At 62.5% G+C, this 18,206-nt stretch carries 18 protein-coding genes and 1 pseudogene; 8 read left to right on the forward strand and 11 right to left on the reverse strand.

Translation table 11 applies throughout. The features are described 5' to 3' along the window. The first annotated feature begins 133 nt into the window (after positions 1 to 133). Positions 134 to 940 (forward strand): class II glutamine amidotransferase, encoded by an 807-nt coding sequence (locus BM216_RS05910; protein WP_092996403.1) that lies wholly within the window; start codon positions 134 to 136, stop codon positions 938 to 940. Positions 941 to 946: 6 nt separating this feature from the next. On the opposite strand, the pseudogene BM216_RS05915 reads toward BM216_RS05910, so the two are convergent. The 3 genes and pseudogenes from BM216_RS05915 to BM216_RS05925 form a co-directional block, all read right to left on the reverse strand. Beyond that, a pseudogene (locus tag BM216_RS05915) lies at positions 947 to 1,311 on the reverse strand (MmcQ/YjbR family DNA-binding protein). A gap of 16 nt (positions 1,312 to 1,327) precedes the next feature. After that, complete coding sequence (coaBC, locus tag BM216_RS05920) at positions 1,328 to 2,536, reverse strand: bifunctional phosphopantothenoylcysteine decarboxylase/phosphopantothenate--cysteine ligase CoaBC (RefSeq protein ID WP_092996407.1); 1,209 nt, start codon at positions 2,534 to 2,536, stop codon at positions 1,328 to 1,330. A gap of 9 nt (positions 2,537 to 2,545) precedes the next feature. Then, positions 2,546 to 2,818 carry a hypothetical protein gene (locus tag BM216_RS05925; protein ID WP_092996410.1) on the reverse strand — a complete coding sequence of 91 codons (273 nt, stop codon included), beginning with the start codon at positions 2,816 to 2,818 and terminating at the stop codon, positions 2,546 to 2,548. Here BM216_RS05925 and BM216_RS05930 point away from each other — a divergent pair. After that, positions 2,817 to 3,368, forward strand: coding sequence for a glyoxalase superfamily protein (locus BM216_RS05930; protein WP_092996413.1), 552 nt, complete (start codon positions 2,817 to 2,819; stop codon positions 3,366 to 3,368). The genes BM216_RS05925 and BM216_RS05930 overlap by 2 nt on opposite strands. A 57-nt stretch (positions 3,369 to 3,425) precedes the next feature. Here BM216_RS05930 and BM216_RS05935 read toward each other — a convergent pair whose 3' ends face one another. After that, positions 3,426 to 4,298 carry a LysR family transcriptional regulator gene (locus BM216_RS05935; protein WP_092996416.1) on the reverse strand — a complete coding sequence of 291 codons (873 nt, stop codon included), beginning with the start codon at positions 4,296 to 4,298 and terminating at the stop codon, positions 3,426 to 3,428. Between the two features lie 95 nt (positions 4,299 to 4,393). On the opposite strand from BM216_RS05935, the gene BM216_RS05940 reads away from it, so the two are divergent. Further along, the gene (locus BM216_RS05940; protein ID WP_092996987.1) at positions 4,394 to 5,659 is read left to right on the forward strand and encodes an MFS transporter; all 1,266 of its coding nucleotides are present in this window, start codon (positions 4,394 to 4,396) and stop codon (positions 5,657 to 5,659) included. A 3-nt stretch (positions 5,660 to 5,662) separates the two neighbouring features. On the opposite strand, the gene BM216_RS05945 is transcribed toward BM216_RS05940, so the two are convergent. From BM216_RS05945 to ubiE, 5 genes are all read right to left on the reverse strand, one after another. Next, complete coding sequence (locus BM216_RS05945) at positions 5,663 to 6,445, reverse strand: COG3904 family protein (RefSeq protein ID WP_092996419.1); 783 nt, start codon at positions 6,443 to 6,445, stop codon at positions 5,663 to 5,665. After that, entirely contained in the window at positions 6,432 to 7,811 is a 1,380-nt protein-coding gene (locus BM216_RS05950) for a hypothetical protein (protein WP_092996422.1), read from the reverse strand. The genes BM216_RS05945 and BM216_RS05950 overlap by 14 nt, the downstream gene beginning before the upstream one ends. A gap of 136 nt (positions 7,812 to 7,947) precedes the next feature. After that, positions 7,948 to 9,522 carry an aromatic amino acid lyase gene (locus BM216_RS05955; protein WP_092996425.1) on the reverse strand — a complete coding sequence of 525 codons (1,575 nt, stop codon included), beginning with the start codon at positions 9,520 to 9,522 and terminating at the stop codon, positions 7,948 to 7,950. Positions 9,523 to 9,593: 71 nt separating this feature from the next. Next, on the reverse strand, positions 9,594 to 11,153 hold the full coding sequence (ubiB, locus tag BM216_RS05960) for a 2-polyprenylphenol 6-hydroxylase (RefSeq protein ID WP_092996428.1): 1,560 nt from the start codon (positions 11,151 to 11,153) through the stop codon (positions 9,594 to 9,596). Positions 11,154 to 11,157: 4 nt separating this feature from the next. Further along, a complete protein-coding gene (ubiE, locus tag BM216_RS05965) occupies positions 11,158 to 11,934 on the reverse strand; it encodes a bifunctional demethylmenaquinone methyltransferase/2-methoxy-6-polyprenyl-1,4-benzoquinol methylase UbiE (RefSeq protein ID WP_092996431.1) in 777 nt (258 codons plus the stop codon). A 174-nt stretch (positions 11,935 to 12,108) separates the two neighbouring features. Between ubiE and mutM the strand changes: the two genes are divergently transcribed. The 4 genes from mutM to dnaA all read left to right on the forward strand — a co-directional run bounded on the left by mutM (position 12,109) and on the right by dnaA (position 16,626). Continuing rightward, a complete protein-coding gene (mutM, locus tag BM216_RS05970) occupies positions 12,109 to 12,987 on the forward strand; it encodes a bifunctional DNA-formamidopyrimidine glycosylase/DNA-(apurinic or apyrimidinic site) lyase (protein WP_092996434.1) in 879 nt (292 codons plus the stop codon). A gap of 43 nt (positions 12,988 to 13,030) precedes the next feature. Continuing rightward, complete coding sequence (locus tag BM216_RS05975; RefSeq protein ID WP_092996437.1) at positions 13,031 to 13,804, forward strand: enoyl-CoA hydratase; 774 nt, start codon at positions 13,031 to 13,033, stop codon at positions 13,802 to 13,804. A gap of 165 nt (positions 13,805 to 13,969) precedes the next feature. Beyond that, on the forward strand, positions 13,970 to 14,236 hold the full coding sequence (gene rpsT / locus BM216_RS05980; RefSeq protein WP_092996440.1) for a 30S ribosomal protein S20: 267 nt from the start codon (positions 13,970 to 13,972) through the stop codon (positions 14,234 to 14,236). An 824-nt stretch (positions 14,237 to 15,060) separates the two neighbouring features. Then, positions 15,061 to 16,626 (forward strand): chromosomal replication initiator protein DnaA, encoded by a 1,566-nt coding sequence (dnaA, locus tag BM216_RS05990; RefSeq protein ID WP_092996446.1) that lies wholly within the window; start codon positions 15,061 to 15,063, stop codon positions 16,624 to 16,626. On the opposite strand, the gene BM216_RS05995 is transcribed toward dnaA, so the two are convergent. Both BM216_RS05995 and BM216_RS06000 read right to left on the reverse strand, forming a co-directional pair. Continuing rightward, positions 16,627 to 17,181, reverse strand: coding sequence for a hypothetical protein (locus BM216_RS05995; protein ID WP_143102733.1), 555 nt, complete (start codon positions 17,179 to 17,181; stop codon positions 16,627 to 16,629). Next, entirely contained in the window at positions 17,178 to 17,696 is a 519-nt protein-coding gene (locus tag BM216_RS06000; RefSeq protein ID WP_092996452.1) for an SRPBCC family protein, read from the reverse strand. Before BM216_RS06000 ends, BM216_RS05995 begins: the two co-directional genes overlap by 4 nt. A 94-nt stretch (positions 17,697 to 17,790) precedes the next feature. On the opposite strand from BM216_RS06000, the gene BM216_RS06005 reads away from it, so the two are divergent. Continuing rightward, on the forward strand, positions 17,791 to 18,129 hold the full coding sequence (locus BM216_RS06005; RefSeq protein WP_210217025.1) for a metalloregulator ArsR/SmtB family transcription factor: 339 nt from the start codon (positions 17,791 to 17,793) through the stop codon (positions 18,127 to 18,129). Positions 18,130 to 18,206 lie beyond the last annotated feature (77 nt).

Consider the following 18,206-nt stretch of genomic DNA (forward strand, 5'->3'; position numbering starts at 1 on the left):
TCGAGCGTGAGGTCTTTGCCGCCGCAATTCCGTCACGAATACGATTAGCTTAATCATTCGTTAGCCAAATAAATCCACCCTTCCTTAACAGCTGGCGGTCGTGGCCCCGGCGTCGTTCGGAGAGACAGGACCTATGTGCCGTTGGGCAGCCTATCGCGGTGAGCCGCTTTATCTGGAAGAGCTTGTCTCGTCTCCCGCCCATTCGCTCATCGAGCAATCCCACTGCGCCACCCGCGCTAAGACGGCGACCAACGGCGACGGCTTTGGCATCGCCTGGTATGGCGACCGGCCCGAGCCCGGCCGCTACCGTGATATTCTCCCCGCCTGGTCCGATTGCAACCTGAGAAGCATTGCCCGGCAGATCCGCTCGCCGCTGTTTCTCGCCCATGTCCGCGCCGCCACCACGGGCGCCACGCGCCGCGACAATTGCCATCCCTTTGTCCACGGCCACTGGTCCTTCATGCACAACGGCCAGATTGCCAATTTCGAGCGTATCCGCCGGCCTCTCGAAAGTCTCCTGTCGGACGATCTCTTCGGTTCGCGCACCGGCACGACGGATAGCGAGCTGATTTTCCTGCTCGCCCTGCAGTTCGGCCTCGATGCCGATCCGCTCGGCGCGATGGAGCAGGCGATTGCCTCGGTCGAGGCGCTGTCGATGGAAAAATCGGGTGAGGCGCTGGTCCGTTTCACCGCCTGTTTCTCGAACGGCAAGCAGCTTTATGCCGTGCGCTACGCGACCGACCACAAGCCACCGACGCTCTATGCAGCGCCAATGGGCGGTTCAGCGGGCGCCAAGAGCGGCTATTGTCTGGTCTCCGAGCCGCTGAACGACGAGGCCGATACCTGGGTGGAAATCCCGGATGGCAGTGCTGTCCGCGTCTGCCCCGACGGCATGCATGCCTCGCTGTTCCAGCCGAAGCTAATGGCTGAAGCAGCCTGAGAAGGCTTATGTGACGGGAAGCGTGATCCCCAGTTCCTGCCGAAGCTTTTTCGTCAGGCCCGCTGCCACCAGTTCGTAGGAACGGGTCAGGTAGTGCGCGACCTCGTCCTGTGACAGCGGTGAGCTTGCATGAATCTCCACCCATTTACGCTTCGCGAAATAAGGCGCTTGATCGACGCCGTCGAGCGCAGTCAGGATCTCGAAACTTTCTTCCGTGCATTTGGCGACGACGCGCGCATCATCGCCTTCGCCAAGCAGGGTGAAAACCTTGTCGCCGACCTTTGCTACATGCGAGTCCCATTGATCGATGAAGCTTGTCCCGGCAGGGTCTTCACGAAGGCATCGAAGCCTTTTCTGGTGAACAGGCTCATCGCCACACCTTCTCCGTCAGTTCGAAAGCTTTGCCGCGATCAGCGCCGCCAGCCGCTCAGCCACCTCGTCCTTGGAAAGATCCGGCCATTCGTCGATGCCGCCCGCCGAAATTATCCTCACCCGGTTGCGGTCGCCGCCCATGATGCCGGTCTGCGGCGAGACGTCATTGGCGACGATCATGTCGGCACCCTTGCGCTCCAGCTTGGCCCGGCCGTTCATCTCGACATTCTCCGTCTCGGCGGCAAAACCGACCACCAGCTTCGGACGTTTCTCGTGGTGTCCCACGGTTTTCAGGATGTCTGGATTTTCGGTGAGTTGCAGCGGGGCAGGGGCCTCGCCCGGTTGTTTCTTGATCTTCTGCCCGGCCTCGCTCGCGACCCGCCAGTCCGCCACCGCCGCGACCATCACGGCGATATCGGCCGGCAGGCGGGAAGCGACGGCATCCAGCATCTCGCTTGCTGTTTCCACATGCACGACCGTGACGCCGGCGGGATCAGGGATCGTTACCGGGCCGGAGACCAGCGTCACTTCCGCACCGAGCTTCGCCAGCGCGGCGGCAATCGCATGTCCCTGCTTGCCCGAGGAGCGGTTGGCGATGTAGCGCACCGGGTCGATCGGCTCATGGGTCGGGCCGGATGTCACGATCGCCGTGCGGCCCCTGAGCGGCTTCGGCGCGTCGTCCAGCAGATTGATCACCGCATCGACGATCTGTAGCGGCTCGGCCATGCGGCCGACACCCGCTTCCCTGCTTTCTGCCATCTCGCCGGCCATCGGGCCGATGAAGCCTATGCCGTCGCCCCTCAGTGTCCCGGCATTGCGCTTTGTCGGCGCGGCCTCCCACATTCTCGGGTTCATCGCAGGCGCGATCAGGACCGGGCGGTCGGTGGCCAGAAGCACGGCGCTGGCCAGATCGTCGGCCAGTCCATGGGCCATCTTCGCCATCAGGTCCGCCGTCGCCGGTGCCACCACCACGAGGTCGCAGTCGCGCGCCAGCCTGATATGGCCGACATCCTGCTCGTCCTCGCGCGAAAACAGGTCGGTATAGACATGGCCGCCGGACAGCGCCCCGACGGCAAGCGGCGTCACGAATTCCTGCGCGCCCTTCGTCATCACCGGTCGCACCTCGGCGCCGCGCTCGCGCAGCCGGCGGATCAGGTCGAGGCTTTTATAGGCCGCGATGCCACCGGAGATGATCAGAAGAATGCGTTTGCCGTTCAGTTCCATGTACATTGCTCACTTGCGAAACTGGCCGGAAGCTAAGGTTTCACCCTTCAACTTGCAATCGCCTTTCCACCCGAGTGGTGAACGAGGAGGACGCTTGCACGGCTCTCGGCGCTGAGCTAGCATTTGTCCATGGCCGGATGCGGCCAGCCGCCCGCGGTGCGCAAGCGCCATGGTGAACGCATCCACCCGACCTTCATCGCAAGCCATCCGGCCAATGATGACGAACGGATCAGCAATGCGGGCCCTGATCTTCAAGTTCGTCCATTGAAAGGATGACGTCATGCGCGATTTCCGCGATGCGAAACTGATGGCCAGGAGCCTGCGCGAGGCGCTGGCCGAACAGGCGATCGAGATTCCCCACAGCAAGGCCCTGGAAATGATCGCCGCCCAGTTCGGCTACGACGACTGGAACGTGCTTGCCGCCAGGATCGAGGCTGCGGTTCCTGCCGAACGCAAGGACCCGGTCTCCATCCAGCCCGCCATTCCGATCTTCCGCATCTTCGATGTGGCGAAAGCGATGGAATTCTACCGGGATTTCCTTGGTTTCACGGTGGATTGGGAACACCGCTTCGGCCCCAACGCTCCCCTTTATTGCCAGGTGTCGCGCAGCGGCATGCTGCTGCATCTCTCCGAACATGCCGGCGATGCCTCGCCCGGTGCCCGCGCCTTCGTGCCGATCACGGGTGCCGCGGCCTTCCAGAAAGAGCTGATCGGCAAGAACTATCCGTATATGCGGCCGGGTCTCGAACAGATGCCATGGGGCCTTGAAGTGACGGTCACCGATCCGTTCAGCAACCGCATCGCCTTCTGCGAGCGTGAAATCAAGGGCTGAGCAGATCCGTTAAAGGCCTGAAGCGGTCTTGCTTCGGCAACGCCGCAGAACCGTCTGTCACGCCAGCGCCACCATGTTGAGCGCGACCGGGGACCGCTGGCTCTTGAGCATGGCGATCCCCAGCCGGGCGATCAGCGGCGGTCCGTCGATCGGGCGAAAAACGATGCCTTCGATCGCGATCTTGGCAATCGAGGCCGGCACGATCGACACGCCAAAGCCGGCGGCGACAAGGTTGACGACGGAGGGGATCTGCGGCGCTTCCTGGGCAACGGTGAGCTCGAACCCCGCCTCCCGGCAGGCCCTGGCGATATCGTCATAGAGGCTGAGCCCGACGAAGCGCGGAAACAGCACGAAAGGTTCGTCGGCGAGTGCCGCAAGCCGGATGCTGCCTGAGGCGGCAAGCGGATGGTTGGCGGGCAGCGCCACCAGCATCGGCTCGTCCTCCATGCGTTTCAGCCGCATTTCCTGCGGATCCTCCAGCCCGGGCCGGATGAAGGCGGCATCGATCTCGCCCCGCGCCAGTTTTTCGACCAGCAGCTTGCTGTTCATCTCGAAAAGCGAGAGCAACACGCCCGGCCATTCGGCCCGGAACCTTCGGATCGTACCCGTCACCGCTGGGTTGAACGCAGCAGACGCCGTAAAGCCGAGCGCCAGCCGGCCCGTCTCGCCGCGCGCGGCGCGCTGGGCGGCGAGCTTGGCGTTTTCCGCTGCGGCAAGCGCGATCCGTGCATCGATCAGGAAGGCCTGGCCCGCCTCCGTCAGCTCCGCGCCATGGGGCACGCGATGGAACAGCTGCGCGCCCACCTCAGCCTCGAGATCGCGGATTTGCTGGCTGAGCGGCGGCTGGCCGATGCCAAGTTTTTCCGCCGCGCGGGTGAAATTATGGGCCTCGGCGACGGCGAGGAAATAGCGGATATGCCTGAGTTCCATCGGTATCTGTAAAACCTATCAGGAAAGCCTGTTCCATATATTGGACTGATATGCGCCGATTGACTACCTTTCTCACGTCGAAAGGTTTTCATGACATGCCCTCCACCGCCTCGCTGAAGGTCGCCACCGCGTCCTCGAACTCCTCCATCCATCTCGAGCAGCCGCAACCGGAGGAGAGGCAGTTCCTGGTCAAGGGCACGCCGGCCTACAAGCGTGCAAGCCTGGCCTTCTTCATGTCGGGCTTTTCCACCTTCGCGCTTCTTTATTGCGTCCAGCCGCTGATGCCGATCTTCGCGCAGGAGTTTTCGGTCAGCCCCGCCGCAAGCTCGCTCTCGCTGTCCCTGTCCACCGGCTTTCTCGCGGTCGCCATCTTCTGCGCCGCCGCCGTCTCGGAGCGTTTCGGCCGCAAGAGCCTGATGTTCGTGTCGCTGCTCGGTGCCTCGCTCTGCACCATCGCCTGCGCCGTCGAGCCGGGCTGGAATGCGCTTTTGGCCATCCGGGCGCTGGAAGGCCTGTTGCTCGGCGGCGTGCCGGCCGTCGCCATGGCCTATCTGTCGGAAGAGATCGATCCCAAGGGGCTCGGCGCCTCGATGGGCCTCTATATCGCCGGCAATGCCTTCGGCGGCATGTCGGGCCGGGTCATCGTCGGCATTCTGGCGGAATATTTCTCCTGGCGCGGAGCCATGGCCGGCATGGGCCTGATGGGCATTGCGGCCGCGATTGCCTTCCTCATCCTCTTGCCGCCGTCGAGGAATTTCACGCCGCGCCGATCGAATGCCCGCTACCACGTTTCGGCCTGGAGCGGGCACCTGACGCATCCGGCGCTCGCCCTTCTGTTCGCCATCGGCTTCCTGCTGATGGGCTCCTTCGTCACCATCTACAACTATATCGGCTTCCGGCTGCTCGACGACCCCTATCACCTGAACCAGACGCAGCTCGGCCTGATCTTCACCGTATATCTCGTCGGCGTCGCGGCCTCATGGATCGCGGGGCAGGCAGGCGATCGCTTCGGCCATTTCCTCGTGATGCCGGCCGGCGTGCTGATGGCTCTGCTCGGCGTCGCCGCTACGATCTTCGCGCCGCTGCCGGTCATCATATTCGGCATCGTGCTGATCACGGCAGGCTTCTTCATCGCCCATTCGGTGGCGAGCGCCCTGGTCGGGCGCTTGGCCCGAGGCACCAAAGGCCACGCATCCTCGCTCTATCTGCTGGGCTATTACCTGGGATCGAGCGTTGCCGGCTCCCTCGGCGGTCATTTCTGGAGCGCAGACGGCTGGTGGGCGGTCGCTGCCTTCACCGGAGGCATGCTGCTTATGGCGCTGCTCGCCGCGCTCGGCTCCCGCAGGCTGGCGCGGATCTGACGGTCAGCTCCCGGCCTTCTGCGGTGCCGGCGAGATAGGCTTTGTGACGAGCTTGAAATCCGTCATTTCCTTATCCGTCAGATAGTAGAGCCGGTCGGGCGGCGTCTCCAGCGCATGCAGCCAGAGGCCGGAACCAATGCCCATTTCCTCCAGATGCCGGGCGACCCGAGCGGTCGTCGACTGGGCGCTCGACATCGCCTGCTCGGCGGACGGACGCTCCCGGCTGCCGTTGAACACCTGATGCACCCCGATGACCGCATCCTTTTCCGCCATGCGCTCGGCTCCGCCGGCAAACACGATCGGGCAGGACGAGGCGCAGAGCGCCCGTGCGTTGACCCTGGTCTGCAGCTTCTTCTCGCGGATCAGCTTCGACATGGCGATCGCATCGTCGACCGAACCGCCCGGCGAGTTGAGGTCGATACGCTTCACATATTCCCCGCGCGCCTCGATCTCCTGGGCGAAACGACCTGCAGCGCCCGGATCGATCGTCCCTTCGGCCATCAGCACGCCGCCGGGCTTCAATTCGAATTTGATCGGCTGGCGCAGCACTTCGCTCGGGCTTGCGGGCTCCACCGGAGGTGCTGCGGGCCGCCCGTCGGTCAGGGCAGGCGGCAAAACCGGCTGGTCGTCATGCATCGGGTCGAAGCCCGGCAATTCGGCATTCGCAGTGCTGATCTCCCGCACGTCGACGACGAGAAACGCCGCCGATGCCGCGATCAACAGATAGAAGACGCAACGCATCAGGACGCCGTCGTCGATCCGGCGGATGGCCTCACCGATCTTCATTCTGCCGGTCTCTGCGCGAACGGGCGTCAAGACTGGTGATGTTGGTCAGCTCGTCATCGCCCTTGGCGTTCTCGCCCGTTGTGTCTTCGGCCTTGGCGGCATCGGGCTTGGTGTCGTCAGGCTCTCCATCACGCGAGCCGTCCTTCTTCCTGTCCGCAACTGCGGCTTCCAGGTCGACACCCTTGGCGGCAAGCGCCCGCTGCACCTCCAGCGCCCGCAGAAGCTCGCCGGCGGTGATCCGCTCGGCATAGGGCAGTTTTTCCTCCTGCCGGCGGATCGAGGCATGGGCAACGGCCAGGATGAACACCATCACGCCCGGCAGAAGGTCGATCGAGATCGCGCCCGCCCAGGCCGGAATGAAATCCTGCGCATAAGTCAGCACGGCTTCGGCCGAAGACAGCGGCACGAAGCGCCGTTCCTCGACGGGTGCGCGGCCAAGGATGTTGTCTGCGGCCTTGGCGAGTGCTTTCGACTGCGCGGCGACCGAAGCCCTGACCGTTGCCATCACCTGATCTTGGCGGTTGATCAGGTTGGCATCCGTCCCGTCGGCCACCGGCGCAATGAAGCCGAGCGACAGGTCGTCCGCCGCACGGCGGATCGACGGCGCGATCGAGGTCTGGGTCAGCGAGCTGATGACGCCTGTCAGCGCCACGGCTTCCGTCGAGAACTGGTCGGCGCGCGGCTCGATCCGGCCGGGCGCGGAGACGAGCGAGCGCATCGTCTCAAGTCGCTTTTGGCCCTGTTCAAAAAGCTCTGTCACCTGCTCGCGCGAGCCGTTGATGCCGGCTTCGAGCGAGCGCATCTGGCCCGCCATCTGCGAGAGAAGCTGCACGACGCTGCCCGATCCGGTCGTGCCGGTCAGCGAGCCTGATTGCCGCTCCACTGCAGCAAGCTGCGTGAAGCGTTCGGCGGCGCGCTGGATGTCCGGCAGCAGGCTCTGGGCGGCGAGCGCATTCTGGTGGGCACGGTCAAGATCGGCGGAATAACCTTCGATTGTCTCGGACAGATGCTGTTCGACGGCGGCCGAACCGGCGAGCGCTGCCGCATTCAGCCAGCTCGACATGGCAAGGATCATCGCCGCCCCGCAGGCCATCACGAACAGCATCGCCGTCTTGCCGGTGCGGCTGGTGATATGCGGGTAGAAGCGCGCCATGTAGGACCAGAAGGCATAGATGCCGACCGAGACCGAGACGGAATAGATGATGGCGGCGAAGAACACGCCGGTCGGCGATCCGTCGAGGATCGAGCGGACCCCGAGATAGGTATAGACACCCGATGCCAGCGCCAGCACGGCGAGCGCGAAACGGGTCATGGTTTCGACGGCGACAATGCCGTCCTTCAGCCGTTGGGTGGGGCCGAGCGCCATGGGCAATCTCCGAATAGGCCTGTAAAAGGAAAGTATTCCTTTAAGAAGGTATGAAGAAGCTGGCGGAATCAAGGCCCGGTTGCGTTGCCGCCGTGGCGAAAGCGCCGGAAAACCGGCGGTTTCGATCAAAACCGGGTTATGTCTCGACGCCCTGCATGCCGTAGCCGCCGAGCGCGAAGAAGTCGTCGATCGCATGGATCGGCGAAATCGCGATCAGTCGCTCGAGGAATTCGTCAGAGGCGAGTTCTTCCTCGATCGCCTCGACTTCGGCCGAAAGCGCCCGGTCCAGCGTGTAGAAGGCCGCATGCTTGCGCACCACCTCATAGATCAGACCGACGGCGCCGGCAGGCTCATCGCCATGGATGTCCATGGCCTGCGCGGCAAGCAGCGCCTCCAGGCCTGCGAGGCGGCGGATCGCCCGGACCTGACGCTCGAAGCGCTCGATGACAAGGGGAAGGAAGGCCGCCTCGTCCTCCATGCCGCCTGCGACGACGAGCGATTGCGCCGACACCGGATTGCTCATCGACAGCACCCGGGAAAAGATCTCGCCGGCAAGCTTGATGATCGGGCCGAAGCCGGTCGCGATCGCGCCATGGGGCACGAGATTGACCGGCAGATCGCGTCGCTGGCCGTTGCCGAGCAGGACGCAACGGTTGAACGAATTGCGCGCCGCATGGGCCATGCATAACACGGCCGATTCCATCAGCACGGTGACGTCGAGCGGCAGTGATCCGCCGGAAGTCAGCACGCGGCCTTCCGCGATCACCGGATTGTCGTCCGAGCGCCCGGTCGCGGCGAGGATCTTGTGGCCGGAGGTCAGCACGCTTTCGAAAACCGAACCGAACACCTGCGGGATCATGCGAAGGCTGAGCGGGTCCTGCACATGGGTGCCGCTCGGCCAGTCCCAGCCGCCCGACGCATTGAGAAGCCAGGAACCGATCATCGCTTCGCGCGGCGTGCCCACATGGGTGACCGCAAGCCACGGATCGCGGGACGCGCCCATCGCGCCCGCCGCAGAAAGCCCGGTGGCAAGAAGGACGCGGATTGCCCCTGCCGCTGCGCGCATCGTACGCGCTGCTGCGGCAAAACTGACGGAATTGACGCTGAGGGAGGCGAGGCTGTCGCGCGGCGCCATCTTCTGCGGCGAAATCCCGGCGGCCGCAAAGGCTTCCGCTGCAGGCATCCGCCTGCCTTGATAGACCGCCTCTCCGACGCCGGTGAGAACCGCGCCGATCTGGCCCATCAGCCCGATATCGGCGCAGCCGATCGAGCCGGTGCGGCGCACGATCGGGATCACGTCCGCCGCCAGAAGCTCCAGATAGCTGTCGACGAGCTCCGTCGTACAACCGACATAGCCGGTGAGAGCCGTATTCACCCGCAACGCGATCGCATTGCGCACCACCGAGGTGGGGAAAGGGTCGCCGGTGCCGAAATGGTGGGCGCGCACGAGGCCGAGATTGAACTGGTCGAGTTCCTCCGGCGACCAGGCGATATCCTTCATCGCGCCGACGCCGGTGGTCGCGCCATAGACGGGCATGCCGTCGGCTATCGCCTGCTCCAGCACTGCCCGTGCCGCGCGCACCCGCGCCATGCCTTCGGGCTGCGCGGTCACCGCCGCCCGGCCTTCGCCGATGACGAGAAGCTCTGCGAAGCCAAGCGGTTGGCCATTCAATTCGATATGGATTTTTGGATCGGATATGTGTGTTCCCATGCGGCCCACACTATTGCAGGCGCATGGTTTCACAATCCCTGAAATGCGTCATACATGTCGCGAGAACACGATCAGAGTGTCAGCGCGATATAGACGAGGGCGATCGCAATGACCCAGAGCGCCACACGGCCGCTGCGGCTGTGACGCGCCTCCGACTTGCCAATCGCTTCGGCCGTGTCGGTGTCGAAACGCAGACCGTTTTCGCTCATATGGACGAGCTCGCGATGCAGCGTCTCGGTCTTGGCCGCGATCTCGGGCAGGGCTTCTGCCAGCTTCACCGCCGCCTTCGCGCCGTCCTTCAGGTCTGAGAGAACGCGCTTGGGGCCGAGATTGTCGCGGATCCAGTCGCCGACAACGGGCTCGGAGGCCTTCCACATGTTGAAACGCGGATTGAGCATGCGCGACACGCCCTCGACCACGACCATGGTCTTCTGCAGCAGGATCAGCTGTGGCTGTGTCTGCATCTCGAAAAGGTCGGTGACCTCGAAGAGCAGAGCAAGCAGGCGCGCCATCGAGATCGTCTCTGCCGGCTGGCCGTGGATCGGCTCGCCGATCGCGCGGATCGCCTGGGCGAATGCCGCGACGTCATGGTGGCCGGGCACGTAACCCGCCTCGAAATGCACTTCCGCGACGCGCATGTAGTCGCGGGTGATGAAGCCGAACAGGATCTCGGCGAGGAAGCGTCGCTCCTTCTTTCCGAGGCGCCCGGTAATGCCCATGTCGACGGCTATGATCGTGCCGCCGGCATCGACGAACAGGTTGCCCGGGTGCATGTCGGCATGGAAGAAGCCGTCACGCAGCGTGTGGCGCAGGAACGACTGGATCAGCACTTCGGCGAGCTTTTCCAGATTGTGCCCGGCGGCACGCAGGGCCTCGATGTCGTTCATCTTGACGCCGTCGATCCACTCCATGGTGATGACGTCGCGGCCGGTGCGCTCCCAGTCCACGTTCGGAACACGGAAGCCCGGGTCGTTCTTGGTGTTTTCGGAAATCTCGGAAAGGGCGGCGGCCTCGAGCCGCAGGTCCATTTCCATCTTGGTCGTCTGTTCGAGCGTCCGCGTCACCTCGACCGGGCGCAGGCGGCGGCTGGAGGGCAGGAGGCGTTCCTGCATGCGGGCGACCACATACATGCCCTCGATGTCATGGGCGAAACGCTGGCGCACGCCCGGACGCACGACCTTCACGGCAACCTGCTTGCCGTTGACGATGGCCGGATGCACCTGGGCGATAGAGGCCGCGGCGATCGGCTCTCCAAAGGAGGTGTAAAGATCTTCGATCGGCCGCCCAAGCGACGATTGCACCGCAGCCTTGGCGGCAGCCGTCGGGAAGAAAGCCATCCGATCCTGCAGCATGGCGAGATCGACGGCCCAATCGACGCCGACGACATCCGGCCTGGTGGCGAGGAACTGGCCGATCTTCACATAGGAGGGGCCGAGCCGGTCGACGGCGCGGGTCAGGCGTTCGCTGCGCGCCTGCTTCTTGGCGCGAAACCGGGTGAGCGGTTCGAGCAGCGATTTGACGAAGCCGACGGCCGGCGGCATGTCCTCGGTCGGCAGCGCCGACACCACGCCTTCGCGAACGAGGACCCAGCCGACACGGGCGAGCCGGAAATAAGCGCCGATCGTGCTCATGCGGTCAGAGTTTCCAGCCGGAATGCAGGGCGGCGATGCCGCCGGTATAATTGGTATAGGTCACCCGGGAGAAACCGGCGGTGCGGATCATCGCGGCGAAATTCTCCTGGTTGGGGAATTTGCGGATCGATTCCACCAGATACTGATAGGGCTCGGCGTCGCCGGTGATCATCTTGCCGAACTGCGGAATGGCCTTGAACGACCATTCTTCATAGACGCGCTCAAGAAGCGGCATCTCGACCTCGGAAAATTCCAAGACCAGCAGGCGGCCGCCGCGCTTCAGCACGCGATAGGCTTCAGACAGCGCCACATCGATGCGCGGCACGTTGCGGATGCCGAAGGCGACCGTATAGGCGTCGAAGGAATTATCCTCGAAGGGCAGCGATTCCGCGTTAGCCTCGACGAAATCGAGATTGCCGGAAAGGCTCTTCTTTTCCGCACGCTCGGCGCCGACGGCCAGCATCGAGCCGTTGATGTCGAGCACGGTCGTATGCGCCTTGCGACCGGAGGCCTCGACGATGCGGAATGCGATGTCGCCGGTACCGCCGGCCACGTCGAGCGTCCTGTAGCCTTCATCCTTGCGCGGGTTGAGCGCCGAGATCATCGCGTCCTTCCAGACCCGGTGCATGCCGGCCGACATCACGTCGTTCATGATGTCGTAGCGCTTGGCCACCTTGTGGAAGACGTCGTTGACCAGGCCCTGCTTTTCGCCATCCGCGACCTGGCGAAAACCATAGGAGGTTTCCATTCCGCCATCGGCTCCGGTTCGGGCTTCGGTCATCGATTGCTCCTTAACGCTCTCCAAGGCTCCGGACATAGCGAAATCCGTGCCGGATCGCTATGTGGTGGATGGCCCCGATTGTGATGCCCTTCGGGTGATGGTCCGAGGGTGATATTTGTCCGACCGCTCTATAGAACACCGGCGGCGTTGTTGAAAACAGGAAGTTAGGTATCCATGCCCGAATTGCCAGAGGTGGAAACGGTAAGACGCGGGCTTGCCCCGATCATGGAAGGCGCCCGGCTCGAAAGGCTCCATCTCAACCGCCCGGACCTGCGCTTTCCTTTCCCGCAAGACTTCGCGGACCGTGTTGCCGGCCGGCGCATCGTGTCGCTCGGCCGGCGGGCGAAATATCTGCTGATCGACCTGGAAGACGACCTGACCATCATCAGCCATCTCGGCATGTCCGGTTCCTTCCGTATCGAGGAAGAGCTGCAGGGGGATTTCCATCATCCGCGCTCGAAGGATGAAAAGCACGACCATGTTGTCTTTCATCTCACTGCCGAGGCCGGGCCGCGCAAGGTGATCTACAATGACCCGCGCCGTTTCGGCTTCATGCATCTGTGGAAGCGCAGCGAGCTCGATCTCTATCCGGCCTTTGCCGAGCTTGGCCCGGAGCCGACAGGCAACGCGCTCGACGCCGATTATCTGGCCGGGCGCTTCGCGGGCAAGAACCAGCCGCTCAAGGGCACGCTGCTCGACCAGACGATGATTGCCGGGCTTGGCAATATCTACGTCTGCGAGGCGCTCTGGCGTTCGCATCTTTCCCCGACGCGCAAGTCCAGCACTCTGGTCACGCCGACGGGCCGGCCGAAAAAGGAACTGCTGCTTCTGACCGAGGCGATCCGCGCCGTCATTGCCGATGCGATCGCGGCCGGCGGCTCTTCGTTGCGCGACCATATCCAGACCGACGGCTCGCTCGGTTATTTCCAGCATTCCTTTTCCGTCTATGACCGGGAGGGCGGGGCTTGCCGCACGCCGGGATGCGGCGGTACGGTTTCGCGCATAACCCAGTCCGGCAGGTCGACCTTCTATTGCTCTACCTGCCAGAAATAGTGGCCGTACCCGTCCGGCGATATTACTAAGAGGAGGAACACCGGTGAGCTTTGAGACCATCCTGACCGAGACCCGCGGCGCCGTCGCCGTCGTCACGCTGAACCGCCCCCAGGCGTTAAATGCGCTGAACTCCACCGTCATGGCCGAGCTGACGGCCGCACTGGCTGCCTATGACAAGGACGAGACGATCGCCGCCGTCGTGCTCACCGGTTCCGAAAAGGCTTTCGCTGCCGGCGCCGACATCAAGGAAATGCAGTCGATCACCTTTGTCGATGCCTATGTCGGCGACTTCATTTCGGGCTGGGATGCTGTTGCGGCCTTCCGCAAGCCGCTGATCGCCGCCGTTTCCGGCTTCGCACTCGGCGGCGGCTGCGAGCTTGCCATGATGTGCGACTTCATCATCGCGTCCGACACTGCGAAATTCGGCCAGCCCGAGATCACGCTCGGCGTCATCCCGGGCCTCGGCGGCTCGCAGCGGCTGACGCGAGCCGTCGGCAAGGCAAAGGCGATGGATCTCGTGCTCACCGGCCGGATGATGGATGTGACGGAGGCGGAGCGCGCGGGACTCGTATCGCGTGTGGTCGCGCCCGCAAAGCTGATGGACGAGGCGGTCACGGCTGCAGAGAAGATTGCCGCCTTCCCGCGGGCTGCGGTGCTGATGGCAAAGGAGACAGTCAACCGCTCTTTCGAGACGACTCTGGCCGAGGGCCTGCGCTTCGAGCGGCGCCTGTTCCACTCGCTTTTCGCCACCGCCGACCAGAAGGAAGGCATGGCCGCCTTTGTGGAGAAGCGCAAACCGAGCTTTTCCAACCGCTAAAGCCCAAAAAGCGCGTTGACTGGTGCGGGTATTCCGGTTATATGCCCGGCCACAGTTGGGAAAGCCTCTTCACGGCTTCCTCTATTGCTCCCGAATTGCTGGATGATGGGTCGCAGGACCGGCGGCAACGGTGGAGTGTTGGTTCGAATTCGTAGAGAGGCATAAATGGCCAATACAACTTCGGCGAAAAAGGCGACCCGCAAGATCGCTCGCCGTACCGCAGTCAACAAGGCTCGCCGTTCGCGCGTCCGTGGCTTCATCCGCAAGGTTGAAGAAGCGATCGCAACGGGCGATCTGACGGTTGCTGCAGCAGCACTGAAGGCCGCGCAGCCGGAGATCGCTCGCGCTGCTACCAAGGGCGTCCTCCACAGCAACACGGCGTCCCGCAAGGTGTCCCGCCTGGCTGCTCGTGTGAAGGCCCTGTCGGCCTAATCCGGCTAACAAAATTTTGATCTGCAAAAAGCCTGGTCTCGCGACCGGGCTTTTCGTGATTCTGCCTTGTTTATCGATCGTTGCCCGGCTTATTAACATTTTGATGTCGAGTGCGTGACATGAAATATTCAACTTAATCAGTCGCTTATGAGCGTATTTTGAATCTTTGCCCGATTTTCGGCGAGCGTCCGGTAGCCGGATTCGAGTCAAGCGATTTTTTATTTTTCCTGTGAATCATGCCCGCCAGAGATGGCCAAAATTGAATCCCATTGATTCAACTACGATTCTTTATGACAGCTCCCGGCGCATTCAAATTGCGCCGCAAGAGTCAACGGCCGTGCCTTAAGTTTGGGTAAAAAACGCTGTTGATCTTGCCAGGTGATCCTGCCTAAATGGCCTCCAGCAAGGGGCGCGGGGATAACTTCAAGAAGCTTCCGAAGAACGCTTTTCCAAAAAGCGTGACAGGTGCTTTATGCCTCTTGCGGCGGGATTTTAACTCTCGTTTTCCATAAACTAAGGGTTGTACGCCGAAAAATTCTGTTTTTCGGATGCAGCCGATTTGTGCCCAGTGATCCGGAAACGGCGATCGAGGGGAATTTGGAAAAGCGGCGGCTCATGTCGAGGATGAGACGCCAATCTTGTAGGGCGACCCGAGCCTGCCGATCGTTCACGAGGCGATCCGGCAGTCCATTCATTCTGGCGGATGAGGTGGACACGGGGAAGATACTAGGGCGCTTGTCGGTAGAGGACGGCAGGCGGGACTTTGAACAACGTATTGTCTGGCGGAACGACTTCGCCGGGCTTTTTCAGAAGGCGGCAAATTAATGCAGATGAATACCGTATCGGCGCGTGCAGCTGGCAATGGTGACCATGCGCGACAGGGATTCGATTCAGTTTGCTCCCAAGCGGCAGGGGATACAGCAGAAATGAAGCATGATGCTCTTTTCGAGCGGTTCAGTGCGCGATTGAAGGCACAGGTTGGTCAGGATGTTTATGCAAGCTGGTTTGCGCGACTGAAGCTCCATTCGGTTTCCAAGAGCGTTGTCAGGCTCACGGTCCCGACCACCTTCCTCAAGTCCTGGATCAACAACCGTTATCTCGACCTGATCACGTCGATCCTGCAGGCTGAAGACAAGGAAATCCTCAAGGTAGAGATCCTGGTACGCAGCGCGAGCCGCAACGTTCGCCCGGCCGGCCTCGTCGAGGAGCGTCCGGCGCAGGTGGAGGCAAGCGTCGCCGCGAACCTCAACCGCAGCCAGCCCGCCCGCGAGATCGGCAAGATTGCCGCGTTTCCGGCACCTGCCGCTCCCGCCGCGCGCAGTTCGCAGTCCGGCCCGCTGTTCGGCTCGCCGCTCGACAGTCGCTACACATTCGACACCTTCATCGAAGGCGCGTCCAACCGCGTGGCGCTGGCTGCTGCAAAGACGATTGCTGAAGCCGGTGCCGGTGCCGTGCGCTTCAACCCGCTCTTCATTCATTCCAATGTCGGCCTCGGCAAGACGCATCTTCTGCAGGCGATTGCCAACGCTGCCGTCGGCAGCAGCCGTTCGCCGCGCGTCGTCTACCTGACGGCCGAATATTTCATGTGGCGTTTCGCCACCGCGATCCGCGACAATGACGCGCTGACGCTAAAGGACTCGTTGCGCAACATCGATCTCCTGATCATCGACGACATGCAGTTCCTGCAGGGCAAGATGATCCAGAACGAATTCTGCCATCTGCTCAACACGCTGCTCGACAGCGCCAAGCAGGTTGTCGTGGCCGCCGACCGTGCGCCGTGGGAGCTGGAATCGCTCGATCCGCGCGTCCGTTCGCGCCTTCAGGGCGGTGTGGCGATCGAACTGGAATCTCCGGAATACGAAATGCGTCTCGAAATGCTCAAGGGCCGGCTTCGCGCCGCCAAGCAGGACGATCCGTCGCTCGACATCCCGGCCGAAATCCTTTCTCACGTTGCCCGTAACGTGGCGAGCAGCGGCCGTGAGCTGGAAGGTGCCTTCAACCAGCTCCTGTTCCGTCGCTCCTTCGAGCCGTCGCTCTCCATCGACCGTGTCGATGAGCTGCTGGCGCATCTCGTTGGTGCCGGTGAGGCACGTCGCGTCCGCATCGAGGACATCCAGCGCATCGTCGCCCGCCATTACAACGTCTCGCGCCAGGAACTGGTATCGAACCGCCGCACGCGGGTGATCGTCAAGCCGCGCCAGATCGCCATGTATCTGGCCAAGACCATGACGCCGCGCTCCTTCCCGGAAATCGGCCGTCGTTTCGGCGGCCGCGACCACACCACGGTCCTTCATGCCGTGCGCAAGATCGAGGAACTGATCGGCGACGACACCAAGCTCGGCCACGAAGTCGAGCTCCTGAAGCGCCTGATCAACGAAAACAACGCCTGATCATCGGGCTCCGACGATCGGAGCCTGCTTGTCCGGTCCAACTTCATTTGTGGATCGCCTTGCTTGACGCATGGCGATCCACAAATGCGTTACGGGGATCAGTATCACCGCATTGGCGAAAAAGAGCAGCAGGAAGAGTGCTTGTCCTTCGCCCGGCATGATGGCCGCCAGGCTGCCGTTAAAGATCAGAAGAGCCAGCGCCAATGTCAGGCCGATGCGGAAATCCTCGACATGATTAAGAAGCGCGCGAGCCGATCCGAAAACATAGGCTCTTGAAAGCCTGATGAAGCGTGAGATGGCGCAGAGCGCGCTGACGCAGATCAGCGTTCCTGCGGATCCGAGAACCACCAGATCCACTGTCCCTGATGCGTCTCCGTATCTGCCGGCCATGTATCCCGGCAGCATGTCGAGACCGATGAGCGTTGCACCGCCGCAATAGAGTGTTCCCACGATTGCGAGCAAGCCAATTGGCGTCAGCGTCGGAACTGCAAGAACAGCGATCTCCGCCAAATACGCTACTCGCCACAGCCGGCCATTCCGCAATACGCTGCTCATCGGCCTTCTCCCGCTGCCTGTGCCGCCATGGCGTTGCCTGCTTCCATTCTCATTCTCTCCGTTGCAAGCCGCCGCCAGTTACGTGCGGCATAGACATGCGCCTGGCGGAGCGCCGCCCAGAGCGCGATCTGTTTCAACCCCGAGAACCATCCGGCCGCCTTAAATTCGGTCTGCCTTTCCACCCGGGTTCTGCCGCCGTCGAGCGGCGTCAGCGAGAACTCGTCCTCCAGATGTCCCACCCAGTCGCGGCACCAGACGGTGCTGCGGATCATCCGGTAGCGCAGCTTCCGGTTCTCCTCGAAGGTGAGGATGCGCTGGTCGATCGTGCCGAGATCGGTGGTGCATTGGCGCGTATTGCCGACCTTGCCTTCCCCCTCCAGAACCTTGCAGCTCATCGGCTTCGGAATGCCGAAGCGGAACAGGATCGGCCGGGTTGCATCCATCTTCGACTGCAGGAAGTTCGGCCAGATATGCTGTGCCTCGCAATCGAACACCCATTCGGAGCGGATCTGCATCGTCTCTCCTTCGTTATACAATTAGGTAATCGTCTAAATGTTGCTGTGTCAACAATTAATTGATTACCTAAATGACTTCTGTTAGGGTCAGGCCATGTCGATACAGATCATCTTCGAGGCTCTTGCCTCCCCGGTGCGCCGGAAAATCCTCGCCTATGTCGCCCATCACGAGATGAATGCCGGCGATATTGCGGCGCGTTTCGACATGTCGAAGCCGTCGATTTCCCAGCATTTGCAGCTTCTGGAACATGCCGGCCTCATCGCCAGCGAAAAGCGCGGCAAATTCGTCTACTACCGCCAGGTGCCGGACACGCTTGCGACGTCCCTGACAGGCTTCGTGCAGGATGTCTGTCCGATCGGTGGCCCGATCAGGCGCGAGAGCGCCGAACTCGCAAGGCAATCGAAAGCGGCGAAGGGCGAGCCTGCGGAGTAGAGGCCGAAGCTGGATATGGGGAGTGCCGCCGCATTCCGGAGCGATAGGCTCTGTGTCGGCGGTGCGGAAACCGTCCC

This window comes from Rhizobium sp. NFR07, assembly GCF_900111905.1.
Taxonomy (GTDB): Bacteria; Pseudomonadota; Alphaproteobacteria; order Rhizobiales; family Rhizobiaceae; genus Neorhizobium.